Annotated in this window: 12 protein-coding genes; 11 read left to right on the top strand and 1 reads right to left on the bottom strand. The window is 74.1% G+C overall.

Features of this window, described 5'->3' with window-relative positions; genetic code table 11:
- The first annotated feature begins 9 nt into the window (after positions 1-9).
- The 8 genes from IU369_RS09035 (at position 10) to IU369_RS09070 (ending at position 8,184) form a co-directional block, all read left to right on the top strand.
- Positions 10-807, top strand: coding sequence for a class I SAM-dependent methyltransferase (locus IU369_RS09035; RefSeq protein WP_217924244.1), 798 nt, complete (start codon positions 10-12; stop codon positions 805-807).
- A 172-nt stretch (positions 808-979) separates the two neighbouring features.
- A complete protein-coding gene (locus tag IU369_RS09040; RefSeq protein ID WP_217924245.1) occupies positions 980-1,408 on the top strand; it encodes a type IV pilin protein in 429 nt (142 codons plus the stop codon).
- Between the two features lie 223 nt (positions 1,409-1,631).
- On the top strand, positions 1,632-4,148 hold the full coding sequence (locus tag IU369_RS09045) for a phage tail protein (protein ID WP_217924246.1): 2,517 nt from the start codon (positions 1,632-1,634) through the stop codon (positions 4,146-4,148).
- Positions 4,148-4,918, top strand: coding sequence for a prepilin peptidase (locus tag IU369_RS09050; protein ID WP_217924247.1), 771 nt, complete (start codon positions 4,148-4,150; stop codon positions 4,916-4,918). The genes IU369_RS09045 and IU369_RS09050 overlap by 1 nt, the downstream gene beginning before the upstream one ends.
- A gap of 47 nt (positions 4,919-4,965) precedes the next feature.
- Positions 4,966-6,039: a type IV pilus assembly protein PilM gene (pilM, locus tag IU369_RS09055; RefSeq protein WP_217924248.1), complete on the top strand. Its 1,074-nt coding sequence runs from the start codon at positions 4,966-4,968 to the stop codon at positions 6,037-6,039.
- Positions 6,036-6,713: a PilN domain-containing protein gene (locus tag IU369_RS09060; protein WP_217924249.1), complete on the top strand. Its 678-nt coding sequence runs from the start codon at positions 6,036-6,038 to the stop codon at positions 6,711-6,713. The genes pilM and IU369_RS09060 overlap by 4 nt, the downstream gene beginning before the upstream one ends.
- Positions 6,710-7,471 carry a type II secretion system protein GspM gene (gspM, locus tag IU369_RS09065; protein ID WP_217924250.1) on the top strand — a complete coding sequence of 254 codons (762 nt, stop codon included), beginning with the start codon at positions 6,710-6,712 and terminating at the stop codon, positions 7,469-7,471. Before IU369_RS09060 ends, gspM begins: the two co-directional genes overlap by 4 nt.
- Positions 7,468-8,184, top strand: coding sequence for a hypothetical protein (locus tag IU369_RS09070; protein ID WP_217924251.1), 717 nt, complete (start codon positions 7,468-7,470; stop codon positions 8,182-8,184). Before gspM ends, IU369_RS09070 begins: the two co-directional genes overlap by 4 nt.
- A gap of 48 nt (positions 8,185-8,232) precedes the next feature.
- Here the strand turns inward: IU369_RS09070 and IU369_RS09075 are convergent, their stop codons facing one another.
- Positions 8,233-9,063 (bottom strand): mechanosensitive ion channel family protein, encoded by an 831-nt coding sequence (locus IU369_RS09075; protein ID WP_217924252.1) that lies wholly within the window; start codon positions 9,061-9,063, stop codon positions 8,233-8,235.
- A 112-nt stretch (positions 9,064-9,175) separates the two neighbouring features.
- Here IU369_RS09075 and nhaA point away from each other — a divergent pair, with 112 nt between their 5' ends.
- The 3 genes from nhaA (at position 9,176) to aroC (ending at position 13,578) form a co-directional block, all read left to right on the top strand.
- Entirely contained in the window at positions 9,176-11,059 is a 1,884-nt protein-coding gene (gene nhaA, locus IU369_RS09080) for a Na+/H+ antiporter NhaA (protein ID WP_217924253.1), read from the top strand.
- Between the two features lie 88 nt (positions 11,060-11,147).
- Positions 11,148-12,386, top strand: coding sequence for a low temperature requirement protein A (locus tag IU369_RS09085; protein ID WP_217924254.1), 1,239 nt, complete (start codon positions 11,148-11,150; stop codon positions 12,384-12,386).
- A gap of 31 nt (positions 12,387-12,417) precedes the next feature.
- A complete protein-coding gene (gene aroC / locus IU369_RS09090) occupies positions 12,418-13,578 on the top strand; it encodes a chorismate synthase (RefSeq protein ID WP_246551396.1) in 1,161 nt (386 codons plus the stop codon).
- Positions 13,579-13,583 lie beyond the last annotated feature (5 nt).

The following is a 13,583-nucleotide window of genomic DNA, read 5'->3' on the forward strand; positions in this document are numbered from 1 at the left end:
GGAGCCGGGATGGCCGAGGGAACACGCGTGGAGGAGAGCTTCGACCGCTCGGCGGGGGAGTACGACGAGATCCTCTCCCACAACCGCACCGGGGCGCGCCGCCTGGTGGAGGCGATCCCGCCCGGCGACTACGACGAGATCCTCGACGTCGGCTGCGGAACCGGCTTCGTCACCGAGGAGATGGTCCGCCGCTTCGGCACGTCGCGCGTGACCGGCGTCGACCCCTCCGAGGGGATGCTCGAGCGGTTCCGCGCCAAGCTGACGGACCTCGGCGCCGAGGTCACCCTGGTGCAGGCCGGGGTCCATGACATGCCGGTCCCCGACGGGGCGTTCGACGCCGTCGTCAGCGGGATGGCGTTCCACTGGTTCCCCGACAAGCCCGGCGCGATCGCGGCGATGGCCCGCCGCCTGAAGCCCGGCGGGGTGATGGCGGTCCTCGCCTCCGGGACCGGGACCGACGCCGAGTTCCTCGACGTCCTCCGCGCGATCGACCCCCCCGTACCGCCCGGGTGGATCTCCGTGTTCGACGAGATCCAGCGCACCGGCGACCAGCTCGCCGGCTACATGGAGGACGCCGGCCTCGAGGTCATCGACGCGTGGGAGGAGCGGCGCGTGCGGCGGACCGATCCCGAGGCGTACATGGCGCGCATCAACGCCGTGGCGAGCCACCTGTCGTCCGGCCTCGACCCCGACGTCGCCGCCGCGCACGGCGCGCGGGTGGTCGACGCCGTCACGTCCGCCGCCGGGCCCCGCGGCTTCGAATACGCCTTCGTGAAGCTGTTCGGGGTGGCCCGCCGACCGGCCTGAGAACCCGCATGGCGGCGGCCGTCCCGGGCCGCCGCCCCCGGCGGTCGCGCGGACGTTGTGGTCCATCCCTAAAGGGATTGCCCATGTCGCTCGATGAGAGGTGTGAACCGCGGAGGCCCGCGTCACGGGCAGGAGGTCCGCGGCACGTCACGTTCTCATGGAGGAGAGCTACATGCTTGAGCGACTCCGCCGCCGCAGGGGGCAGGAGGGTTTCACCCTCATCGAGCTCCTCGTGGTGGTCATCATCATCGGCCTCCTGGCCGCGATCGCCATCCCGGCGTTCCTCGGCCAGCGCAACAAGGCCAACGACGCCGCCGCCAAGTCCCTGGTGCGTAACGGCGCCACGACGATGGAGGCCTACTTCACCGACGGCAACACGTACGCCGGCGCCGACGCGACCAAGCTGGCCGCGATCGAGCCGAACATCGTGTGGTCCGCGGCCAACATGGACGCCGGCGCCAACGAGGTGAAGTTCACGATCACCGGTACCGGCACGGGCTACACGCTCGAGTCGAAGAGCAAGTCCAGCACGATCTTCAAGTACGAGAAGCTGGCGAACTCCACGGTCCAGCGGACCTGTGGCACCGGCTGCACCTGGTAGCACCGTCCGACCCGCGAGGGGGGCCTGCCCCGGCAGGCCCCCCGGTGGATCCGCACCACCCCTCTTCACGAGGCGCCACGACGGCGTCTCGGTACCGCCCCCCGACGCAAGGAAGCGCCCCGTGCCCACGCCGGACCGGACTCGAGACCTGATGCGCCCGCGTCACACTCTCGGCACCGACGACGCGCCCCGTGTGCGTCCGGCGCGGACAGGATCGCGTGACATGCGTCGCGCCGCCGCCCTCGCCCTCGCCCTCTCGGCCTGCACCCTGGCCGCCCCCGTCGTCGCCTCCGCGCAGACGCCGGCCCCCGCCGCCCCGGTGACGTCGCCGTTCAAGGCCGACCGCCAGGCGAGCATCCCGAGCGGCCTCACGCCGAACACGGTGGCCACGCCCCTCGTGTTCCCCGACAAGCCCGTCGTGCTGACGTGGGGCGAGGTGCCCGACGCCGTCGGCTACACCGTCGAGATCAGCGACACGCCCGGGTTCAGCTCGATCATCTGGAAGGCCGAGACCGTCCAGGCGATCGCCGTCCCGGAGAAGCTGCTGCCCGACGGCCAGTACTGGTGGCGCGTCAAGGCCGTGGACAAGGCCGGCACCGTCGGCGTCTACAGCGACGTCGCCCGCTTCGCGAAGACCTGGCCGAGCACCATCACCGGCACGGTCCTGAGCGACACCCCGGGCGGCGCGCCCGTCAGCCACGTGCTGCGCAACCCGTACCTGTCGTGGACGCCCGTCGCCGGCGCCACCAACTACGAGGTGCAGGTCGCCGCCGGCGACCAGTTCGCCACGAGCGCGTTCTCCGGCATCCACTTCCCCGAGGCGTTCGCGACGCCCGCGATCCTCGGCGCGCTGCCCGACGACGGCTACGGCTGGCGGGTCCGCGCCCGCGACGCGAACGACAACCCGGGTCCCTGGGCCACGGGCAACGCCTTCACCAAGGGCTGGGTCGGCGCCCCCGTCGTCGCGCCCGCCGACGGCTCCGCCGGCCACGACCTCCAGCTCGTCTGGAGCCCCGTCGAGGGCGCCGAGGAGTACGAGGTCCAGGTCACCGTCCAGCAGTACACGTGGACGGGGAGCCCCCTCAAGATCGCCCGGACGACCAAGGCGACCTCCTTCACCCCCGACTTCACCGAGACGCGGGGGACCACCCTCACCTACGGCGACGTCTGGTGGCGCGTCCGCCCGAAGCTCGCCGGCGTCAACGGCACCTGGAGCTCGGGCCGCAAGTTCACGTGGCAGGCCCCGTCCGCCCCCGGCCCCGCCGCGGTGCTCACCCCGGCCGCCGACACCGACAGCGGCCTGATGCCGCGCCTCGAGTGGTCGCCGGTCACGGGCGCCACGATGTACCGCGTCGACGTCGCGACGGACCCCCAGTTCAACAACATCGTCGAGAGCCACGTCACGGAGAGCACCTCCTGGACCTCCCGCAGCCCGCTGCCCGACAACCAGGTCGGCACCGGCTACTGGTGGCGCGTCGTGTGGGGCAACGGCCCCAACCTCGACAACCCGGCCTGGATGGTGGACGAGGACCTCGTCGACAAGGACGTCTTCCGCAAGCAGACCCGGGTCACCCTCGGCACGCCCGCCACCGGCGGCGTCGTGCAGGCCCCCCCGCTGCTCACGTGGGGCTCCGTCCCCGGCATCGCCCGCTACGAGGTCCAGCTGAGCCAGGGCGGCCAGTTCGGCAGCTCCGCGCGCAAGGCGACCATCTGGGGCACCGGCGTCGTGCCGGGGACCACCCGCGACGGCGACACCCGCCTGCCCGACGGCACCTGGAACTGGCGCGTCCGCGCCATCGACGGGTCCGGTGAGGGCCAGACGTGGAGCCCGGTCGGGCAGTTCACGCTCGCCTCCCCGCGGCCCGCCCAGCGCGAGCCCTCCGACGGGGAGAGCGTCGTCTACTCGCCCCTCATCCGGTGGTCGCCCGTGCCGAGCGCGAGCGGGTACGAGGTCCAGGTCTCCCAGGACCCCGCCTTCACCACCGGAGCGACCGACACCGAGGGGCTGACCACGGCCCAGACGGCCCTCGTGCCTCCGCGGGCGATGATCACGACCCCCGGCGTCCACTACTGGCGGGTGCGCGCCCACTACGGCGACGAGGTCACGGGCCAGTGGTCGCCGACGCGCAGCTTCCGCAGCGTCTTCCCGCCGGACTTCAACCTCAACTCGCTGCCGTCGCGGGTCGACTTCCGCCGCCAGGTGGTGGTCAGCGGCCAGCTGAAGCACAACGGGTCGACGGTCAAGAAGGCGCGCCTCTACCTCGAGCGCCGCCTCTACCCGGCCGACGCCTACCGGGCCGCCGGCCTCGTGCGGACCAACACCTCGGGCCGGTTCCGGTTCGCCCTGCGCATGACGCGCTCGGCCGACTACCGCCTGGTGTGGCGCGAGTCCGCGACCAACCCGGAGGGCACCGCCGCCTTCGGCATCCAGGTCGCCCCGCGCGTCACGTTCCGCCTCGCCTCCAACCGCGTCGTGCGGCGCCAGGGCCTGCTCGTGAAGGGGAGCATCTACCCCAAGCGGCCGGCCGTGGTGCAGATCCGCACCTCCGACGGGTGGCAGACGGTGAAGAAGATCACGCCCACGAAGCAGCGCTTCGCGGTGGCGATCGGCACCGGCCGCCTCGACCCCGGCACGCACCGCCTGCGCCTCTGGGTGCCGCGTGACGCGCAGCGCAAGTACGCGAACGTCGCCAGCCGCCAGCGCGGGGTCCTCATCTACGACAAGTTCGTCATCCGCTGATGCTGCTCGGCGCCCCCACCGCCTACTGGGCGTTCGTCGCCGGCCTGTTCGGGCTCTGCCTCGGCTCCTTCTCGACCGTCGTCGCCTCACGGTGGCCGGCCGAGCAGTCGCTGGTGCACCCGCGGTCGCACTGCACCACGTGCGACCGCACCCTCGGCCCGCTCGAGCTGGTGCCGGTCCTGTCGTGGCTGGCCCTGCGGGGCCACTGTCGCGGCTGCGGTGAGGGCGTCTCGTGGCGCTACCCGGCGATCGAGCTCGCCAGCGGCGGCCTCGCCGCCGCGGCGATCGCGGGCTTCGGCCCGACGTGGGAGGGCCTCGCGGCCGCCCTGCTCGGCGTCGCGCTCGTCCCGGTGGTCGTGATCGACCTCGAGCACCGCCTCATCCCCAGCATCATCGTCTTCCCGGCGTTCGCCCTCGCGATCGCCGCCACCATCGCCGCCGACCCGGCGCGCTGGTGGGTGCCGGTCGCGGCGGCCCTCGGGGCGTTCGCGTTCCTGTACGTCCTCTGGTTCCTCTACCCGGCCGGGATGGGCCGCGGGGACGCCAACCTCGCGCTCCTCCTCGGCGCCGTGCTCGGAGCGTCGGTGCTGCCGGCGCTGTTCATCGCCTTCGCCCTGGGCGCCGCCCTCGGCGTCGCACTGCTCGCGCGCTTCGGCGCGCGCGCCCGGAAGATGGCCGTGCCCTTCGGACCCTTCCTGGCGGCGGGCGCCCTCGTGGCGCTGTGGCTCGGTCCCTCGATGATCGGGTGGTACGCCGGAACCCTCGGCTGACCACCCCTTCCGCCTCCTCCTGCCCCCCAGACACGGACGTCACGAACATGAGCACCGTCGTTGCCCTCGACATCGGCTCCAGCTCCATCGCCGGAGTCGAGCTCAAGACCGCCCGTGAGCGCGTGACGCTCACGAAGGCGGCCGTCGAGCCCCTCCCGCCCGGCCTCGTCCACGACGGCGAGATCGTGCGCCCGGACGAGCTCGCCGGGGAGATCAAGCGCTTCTGGCGGACGGCCCGGTTCTCGGGCAAGCGGGTCCGCCTCGGGGTCGCGAACCAGCGGGTGGTCGTGCGGACCATCGAGCTGCCGGCCCTCGAGGACGCCCGCGAGCGCCGTGCGGCCGTGGAGTTCGAGGCGGCCGAGCAGATCCCGATCCCGCCCGACCAGACGGTGGTCGACAGCCAGCCGGTGCTCCGCTTCAGCAACGAGGCGGGCGACCGCGAGCGGCACGTCGTCGTCGCCGCCCACCGGGACATGGTGGACGGCCTCGTCGCGACGGTCCGCCAGGCGGGCCTCCAGCCCGTCGGCATCGACCTCGAGGCCTTCGCGATCCTGCGGGCGCTGCTCGCGCCGCCGCCGGTCATCGACGAGGGCTCCCAGGACACCGGCGCCGTGGCGGTCTGCCACGTCGGCGCCGAGGTCACGAACATGATCGTCGCGGTCGACCGGCGCTGCCACTTCACGCGCCTCGTCGGGTTCGGCGGCAGCCACCTGACGAAGGCCGTCTCGGAGCGCACCGGCCTGCCCGCCGAGGAGGCGGAGGCCGTCAAGACCGCCTGCGGCCTGCTCGGCGACCCGCTCGACGGGTGGGACGCCGACACCGTCGCCGAGGTCCGCCACGCGCTGGCCCTCGGGGCCCGGCCGCTCGTCCGCGAGATCAGCCGGTCGCTCGACTACTACCGCGGCCAGAGCTTCGCGCGGCCGATCGACCGCCTCGTCATCTCGGGTGGCACGTCCCTCTGCGCCGGCATCGACCGGTACCTGCAGCAGGGCCTCGGCCTGCCCGTCGAGATCGGCGACCCCCGTCGCCAGCTCGACGACAGCGGGGACATGGACGTCGATGTCGCGGCCCGCGCCGCGGTGGCCCTCGGCCTGGCGCTCGACGCGCCGGAGCGGTCATGAAGGCCGTCAACCTCCTCCCCCAGACCCAGCGGCGCACGCCGGGCGTCTCCGGGGCCCGCAAGCCGCTGGCGATCGCCGGCGCCGTGGTGGCCCTCGGCGCGATCGGCTACTGGGGCCACTCCGTCAACGGCCAGGTGGACCAGGCCCGCCAGGACGTCGCCGCGGCGACGGCCGAGCGCGAGTCGCTGCGCGGCCAGCTCGGCGCCTTCCAGCAGGCCCAGGCCCGCGACGCCGCCCAGGCGGTCCGCCGCGGCGCGGTCGTCGGCCTCGTGGCCGGACGCGTCAACTGGGAGCGCCTCGTGCGCGACCTGTCGGCGGTCATGCCGCGCCAGGTGTGGCTGACGAACCTCAAGGGCGAGACCGACCCGGTGACGGACGTCGCCGCGGCGGGCGCCGCCGTGCCGAACGTCGGCGTCTCGACCGTGCCCCGGGGCATCCACCTCGACGGCTACGCCTTCTCCCAGAAGCAGGTCGCCCTGCTGATGACCCGGGCGGCGACGGTGCCGGGCCTCGGTGAGCCCCGGCTCGCCTCGAGCGACGTGCAGCAGGAGGGCGCGCGCTCGGTCATCCACTTCGTCATCGACATCCCCATCGATCAGCGGGCCCAGGACCGCCCGACGCTCACCCCCGTGAGCGCGGTGCCGGCCGGGGCGACCACCGGAGTCACGCCATGAAGCTCAGCAAGCGCGACATGATCCTGCTCGCCGTCATCGGGGCGATCGCCGTGCTCGGTGGCGCGTACTGGTTCGTCGTCAAGCCCGCCAAGGCCGAGCTGTCGGCCCAGAAGGACGAGCTCGTCGTCATCCAGGGGGAGACCGCCGGGCTGCGCGACACCCTCTCGCGGCTCGAGGCCACCGCCACGGGCGAGGGCGCCCGGGTCGCCGAGCGGCTCCGGCTCGCGAAGGCGATCCCGGACAGCGTCGAGACCCCCGGCGTCGTCGTCCAGCTGCAGCGCCTCGCGGACCGCGCGAACGTCGAGCTGACGTCGATCAAGACCAACACGTTCACCGACTACGGCGCGATCCGCGGGACGGAGTTCGAGGTCCGCGTGTCCGGCCGCTTCTTCGACGTGGACGACTTCCTCTACCGCCTCCACCGCCAGGTGTCGGTCGACGAGAGGGACCGGCCGGTCATCGGCGGCCGCCTCTTCGCGACGACGTCCGTGGACCTCACCCTCTCGCAGGCCGACACCACCGGTGGCGGCGCCGACGACGGGGACATGGTCATCGGGACGGTGAAGGTCGTCGCCTTCTCGAGCGTCCCCGGCGGGGTCGCCTCGTCGGCGGCCGTCGCCCCCGGCACCCCCGTCGCGGCCACGACCACGACGGGTGGCGCCACGCCGGCCCCCGGCACCACCACCAACGAGCCGACGACCGCCCCCGCGGGCGGCGCGCAGGCCACGGCCACCCCGAGCTCCGGAGGTACCCAGTGATCCGCCGCAACCTGACCGCGGCCGCCGCGGCGGTCGCCGCCGCCGCGCTGCTGGCCGGCTGCGGCGGCGGTGGGGGCGGGGGGGACGCCCAGGGCGACATCCCGCCGCCCTCCGCGTCGCTGCCCGTCGCGACCGGCGTCGGGGCCGACCAGTCGGCCTCCCAGGCGATCGCCGCGCTCGGCGCCCCCGGCGGCGTCGCCGCGGACGAGGTCGGCGCCACCCTCGCCGGCTACGACAGCTTCGGCGCGCCGCACGACGCATTCGCGCAGCAGGTCGACCCGAACGCATCCGCCGACGCGGGGACCACCGACGCGCCGACGATCCCGGCCGACACGCCGATCAACGGCGACCCGATCATCGCGGTCCCCGACCCGGCCGCCGGCGGCGCCGGCGCCGGCGGGACGAACGGGGAGCCGGGCACGTCCGACCCGGGCGCGGGGGCGCCGATCCAGAACCCCCTGTCGCTCGAGGCCGACTTCGACGTCTCCGGCGAGCCCGTCGTGGCCCGCGAGGGCGACGCCATCCCGCCCGACACCCAGCAGTTCGTGGTCAAGACGGTCTCCGCCACCAGCGTCGTGCTGGAGCTGAGCGGCGGCCTGCTCCCCGACGGCAGCAGCACCGTCACGCTGGACGAGGGCGAGTCGATCACCCTCTACAACGCGACCGCCAAGCGGAGCTACCGCATCAAGCTGGTGGACGTCCGCCGGGTCTGACCCCCACGCGCACCCGCCCGCCGCTCCCGGCGGGTGGGTGCGCGCCGGTCACGCCGGCGGGGTGCGGGTGTCCGCCGGGTCGACGCCGAGCAGGGGGGCGGCGACGAGCATGTCGCCCGCCCGGTCGGCGACCGCGTCGGCGAGCCAGCGGGTCGCCTCCTCACGGGCCGCGTCGACCTCCACGATCGCGATCAGCCGCACGACGCCGTCGACCCCGTCGCGGCGCACGACCCGCGGCGCCGACCGCCACGGGCCGCCCGCCCCGGCGGTCGAGGCGCCCAGTTCGTGCAGGATCTCCTGCACCCCGTCCGGGTCGCGGGTCAGCAGCTCCAGGCGGTGGCGGCGCAGGCCCCCCGGGATCGTGCGGACCGCCGAGATCACGCCGTTCGGGATGATCATCCGCTCCCCCATGGGACCGGCGAGGACCGTCGTCCGCAGCCCCAGCGACTCGACCTCGCCCGTGTAGCCGCTCGGCTCGAGGCGGATCACGTCGCCCACCCCGTACTGGTCCTCGAACAGGATGAAGAACCCCGCGATCACGTCGACCAGCAGTCGCTGGGAGGCGAAGCCGACGACGACGATCACCAGGGCCCCGCCGCTGAACGCCGCCGCCCCGCCGGCGCCCGCGAGGGAGAAGAAGATCGCGACGACCGCCGCCACCAGCACCACGTAGCGGAGGCTCGTCGCGAGGGCGGAGATCGCCGTCTGGCGCTGCCGCGACCGGGGGCCGTCGACCGGTCCCGACCGGGCCATCCACTTCGGCACCGCCCACGAGATCAGCCACAGCAGCAGGCCGGCGACGACGACCACCGCGCCGACGAGGACCAGGCGACCGGCCCACTCGGGCAGGCCGAAGATGGCGAGGGGGGCGAAGGGCACCGGGCGTGATCCTAGTGTCCCGCGGCGGAGGTCCGTCACGACACCTCCACCGCGGGGCGCTTGGGCAATGGGGCCGGAGACGGGTGCGCGGCGCGATGACTAGGCTCGCCGCGTGACGACCGACGCGCAGGTCGGGCGATCGACGCCCCGCGGCCGCCTCCTCGCCCAGCAGCTCGCCCGCCCGGTGCGCCGCTTCATCGCCACCGAGTCCGGGTCCGCGGGGCTCCTGCTGCTCGCCACCGTCACGGCCCTCGTGTGGGCGAACTCCCCGTGGTCCGACGCGTACGACTCCCTGTGGAGCACCGAGCTCACCGTCCGGCTCGGCGACCACGAGCTCAGCGAGGACCTCCGCCACTGGGTCAACGACGGCCTCATGGTCTTCTTCTTCCTCGTCGTCGGCCTCGAGGTGCGGCGCGAGCTCGCGATGGGGGAGCTCACCGACCGCCGCCGCCTCGCGCTCCCCACCATCGCCGCCATCGCCGGGATCCTGGTGCCGGCCGCCATCTACCTCGCGGTCAACCCGAGCGGGGAGGCGGCCCGGGGGTGGGGCGTCGCGATGTCGACCGACACCGCGTTCGTGCTCGGGGCGCTCGCCCTCGTCGGGCCCGCGTGCCCCACCCAGCTGCGCGTCTTCCTGCTCACCCTCGCGATCGCCGACGACGTCGGGGCGCTCGCGATCATCGCGTTCTTCTACTCCGACGACGTCCGCCTCGGGCCCCTCGTCGTCGCCGCCGCCTGCGTCGCCGTGATCGTCGCCCTCGGCCGCCTGCAGGTGTGGCGCGGCCCCGCCTACTTCCTCGTCGGCGCGGTGCTCTGGGTGGCGATGCTCGAATCCGGGGTCCACCCGGCGATCGCGGGGGTGCTGATCGCCGTCTGCATCGCCGTCTACACCCCGCGGGTCGAGGAGGTCGAGCGCGGGGCCCGCCTCGCCCGCGCCTTCCGGCAGTCGCCGCTGCCGTCGGTCGCGCGGTCCGCGAAGCTCTCGATCGAGCGCGCCGTGTCCCCGAACGAGCGCCTCCAGGAGCTGCTCCACCCGTGGACGAGCTACGCCGTCGTCCCGCTCTTCGCGCTCGCGAACGCCGGGGTGCCGCTCGGGGGCGACGTCCTCGCCGACGCCCTCACGTCACCCGTCACGCTCGGCGTCGTCGCGGGCCTCGTCGCCGGCAAGCTCGTCGGCGTCGGGGCCGTCACCCTCCTCGCCGTCCGGGCCGGGGTGGGGGCGCTGCCGCGGGGGATCACCCGGTCCGACCTGATGGCGGGCGCCGCGCTCACCGGCATCGGCTTCACCGTGTCGCTCTTCATCGTCGACCTCGCGTTCACGCCGCCGGAGCTCCGCGACCAGGCGAAGATCGGCGTGCTCGCCGCGTCGACCGTCGCCGCGCTGCTCGGGTGGGGCCTCTTCCGCGTCTCCGCGGCCCGCGAGCGCGCCCGCGGCGTCGTCGCCGGGCCCGCGGTGCTCGACCCTCCCGTCGACGTCGCCCGCGACCACGTGCGCGGCGACCCGGCCGCGCCCATCACCCTCGTCGAGTACGTCGACTTCGAGTGCCCGTACTGCGGCCGCGCGACCGGGGTGGTGCAGGACCTGCTGGAGGCCTTCGGCGGGCGCCTGCGGTACGTGTTCCGCCATCTCCCGCTCACCGACGTCCACCCGAACGCCGAGCTCGCCGCCGAGGCCGTCGAGGCGGCCGCCGCCCAGGGCCTCCTGTGGGAGATGCACGACCGCCTGTTCCAGCACCAGGACGCCCTGCTCCCGGACGACCTCGTCGCGCACGCACGCGCCGTCGGCGTCCCCGACCTGCCGCGCTTCGTGCGGGAGCTCGAGGACGGGGTCCACTCCGCCCGCGTGCGGGACGACGTCGCGAGCGCCGAGGCGAGCGGCGTGTCGGGCACGCCCACCTTCTTCGTCGGCGGCCGGCGCCACTCCGGCGCCTACGACGAGGGCACCCTCGCCCGCCGCCTCATGGAGGAGGCCGACCGGGCCGCCGGGCCGGCGTGACGGGCCGCGGCGCCCACGTGTCCGCCACCGGTGGTGGACGGCCCCGTCGTGGGGGAGAATGCCCGGCGTCGGCGATCGGGGAGGCGACGTGACGACGGAGGGGGGCTCCGCCCCGCCGCGGCTGTTCCGGCCGCGCGGCGGGGAGGAGGAGCAGAAGGCGACGACGCTCGAGCTGTTCTTCGACCTCGTCTTCGTCTTCGCCATCACCCAGATCTCGCACGCCCTCGTCGCCCACCTCACGTGGGCCGGCGCCGCCGAGGCCCTGTTCGTGCTGCTCGTCGTGTGGTGGGCGTGGACCTACACGACGTGGATGGCGAACTTCATGGACCCCGAGCAGGTGCCGGTGCGAGTGGTCCTGCTGCTCGTGATGCTCGCCAGCCTGCTGATGTCGATCGCGATCCCCGAGGCGTTCGGGGACCGGGCGCTCCTGTTCGCGGGCTCCTACGTCGCCCTGCAGGTGGTCCGCAACGCATTCATCGCCCTCTCCGCCCCGGCGGGCTCCCGCACGCGGTTCAACTTCAGCGTGATCCTCGTCTGGTCGCTCGTGAGCGGCGCCCTCTACATCGTCGGCGCGCTGCTCCCCTCCGAGCCGCGCGTGGCCGTGTGGATCGCCGCGCTCCTGATCGACTACGCCGGCCCCGCGGCGCGGTACTGGGTGCCGGGCATGGGCCGCGCCACGACGGAGGACTGGAGGATCGACCCCGGCCACTTCTCGGAGCGCTTCCAGCTCTTCGTGATCATCGCCCTCGGCGAGTCGATCGTCATCACCGGCGCCACCGCCGCCGACCTCGACATCGACCTCGCCCGCGCCACCGCGATCGCCGTCGCGTTCATCGGCTCCGCCGCCCTCTGGTGGCTCTACTTCAACGCCACCGCCCGCATCGCCGGGCGGCGCCTCGCGGCATCCGACGACCCCGGCCGGCTGGCGCGCGACGCCTACACCTACGCCCACATCCCGATCATCGCGGGCATCATCGTCGTCGCCGTCGGCGACGAGCTCGTGATCGCCCACCCCGGCGAGACCCTCCATGGACCCGAGCTGATCGCCCTCGCCGCCGGCCCCGTGCTCTACCTCGCCGGCCACATCCTCTTCCGCTGGCGGATGGCCGGGTCGATCAGCGGCCGCCGCCTCGCCGGCGCCCTCGGGATCGCGGCGCTCGGGTTCGCGGGGCTCGCGATGCCGGCGCTGCTCGTGGCCACCCTGATGACCGCCGTGCTCGTCGCGGTGATCGTCGCCGACCTCCACGAGGCCCGCGGCCGGCGCCTGCGCGGCGAGCCCTCGCCGCTCGAGCGGTTCGAGGCGTCCCTCGGCGACCGGCCCGCCTGAGGGCGGCCGACTTCTCTAGACTCTCCGACCCGTGCCACTGACCTACCGCACAGCCGGGGAGTCCCACGGCCCCGCGCTCTTCGCGATGGTCGAGGGGCTGCCCGCCGGCCTGCCGCTCGTCCCCGAGGACATCGACGACGACCTGGCCCGCCGCCAGCTCGGCTACGGCCGGGGCGGCCGGATGAAGATCGAGACCGACCGCGTCCAGGTGAAGACCGGCCTGCGGCACGGCCGCACGATCGGCAGCCCCCTGACGCTCGAGATCACCAACCTCGACTTCCCGAAGTGGTCGCAGGACCGGATGGCGATCTGGGAGCCGCACGACGAGGTCCCCCCGATCACGCTGCCCCGGCCGGGGCACGCCGACCTCGCGGGGATGCTCAAGTACGGCACCGACGACCTGCGGCCGATCCTGGAGCGCGCGAGCGCCCGGGAGACCGCCGCCCGCGTCGCCGCCGGCGGCGTGGCGAAGGCCCTCCTGCGCCGCTACGGCACGCAGATCCGCAGCCACGTCGTGCGCATCGGCCCCGAGTCGGTCCCGCTGCGCGACGACCTCGCGGTCGACGACTTCGAGGGCGTCGACGCGAGCCCCGTCCGCTGCCTCGACCCCGAGGCGTCGGAGCGCATGAAGGCCGCGATCAAGGCCGCCGGCCAGGACCACAACACCCTCGGCGGCATCTTCGAGGTGTGGGCGTTCGACGCCCTCCCCGGCCTCGGCTCGCACGTCAGCGGCGACGCCCGCCTCGACGGCCGCTTCGCCCAGGCGATCATGGGCATCCAGGCGATCAAGGGCGTCGAGATCGGCGCCGGCTTCGAGCTGGGGACGATCCCCGGCAGCGAGGCCCACGACGAGATCTACCACGACCCGGAGCGCGGCTTCTTCCGCCGCACGAACCGGTCGGGCGGCATCGAGGGCGGCATGACGCACGGCGCCCCCGTCGTGATCCGCGCCGTCATGAAGCCGATCAGCACCCTGACCCGTCCGCTCGCGTCGGTCGACGTCGCGACGAAGGAGGCCACGAAGGCCTTCAAGGAGCGGTCGGACATCTGCGCCGTGCCGGCGGCCGCCGTGGTCGCCGAGGCCGCCGTCGCGTTCGTGCTGGCCCAGGCGCTCCTCGAGAAGTTCGGGGGCGACTCGATCGCCGCCCTCGACGCGGCCGTCGAGCGCTACCGGGTCGAGATCTCCGGGTAGGCGCG

The sequence above is a fragment of the Miltoncostaea oceani genome, from assembly GCF_018141545.1.
Classification (GTDB): Bacteria; Actinomycetota; Thermoleophilia; order Miltoncostaeales; family Miltoncostaeaceae; genus Miltoncostaea; species Miltoncostaea oceani.

What these genes read in the sequence shown, in the direction of transcription:
- IU369_RS09035 (WP_217924244.1), top strand. Translation starts at nt 10, where the DNA reads ATGGCCGAGGGAACACGCGTGGAGGAGAGCTTCGACCGCTCGGCGGGG.
- IU369_RS09040 (WP_217924245.1), top strand. Translation starts at nt 980, where the DNA reads ATGCTTGAGCGACTCCGCCGCCGCAGGGGGCAGGAGGGTTTCACCCTC.
- IU369_RS09045 (WP_217924246.1), top strand. Translation starts at nt 1,632, where the DNA reads ATGCGTCGCGCCGCCGCCCTCGCCCTCGCCCTCTCGGCCTGCACCCTG.
- IU369_RS09050 (WP_217924247.1), top strand. Translation starts at nt 4,148, where the DNA reads ATGCTGCTCGGCGCCCCCACCGCCTACTGGGCGTTCGTCGCCGGCCTG.
- pilM (WP_217924248.1), top strand. Translation starts at nt 4,966, where the DNA reads ATGAGCACCGTCGTTGCCCTCGACATCGGCTCCAGCTCCATCGCCGGA.
- IU369_RS09060 (WP_217924249.1), top strand. Translation starts at nt 6,036, where the DNA reads ATGAAGGCCGTCAACCTCCTCCCCCAGACCCAGCGGCGCACGCCGGGC.
- gspM (WP_217924250.1), top strand. Translation starts at nt 6,710, where the DNA reads ATGAAGCTCAGCAAGCGCGACATGATCCTGCTCGCCGTCATCGGGGCG.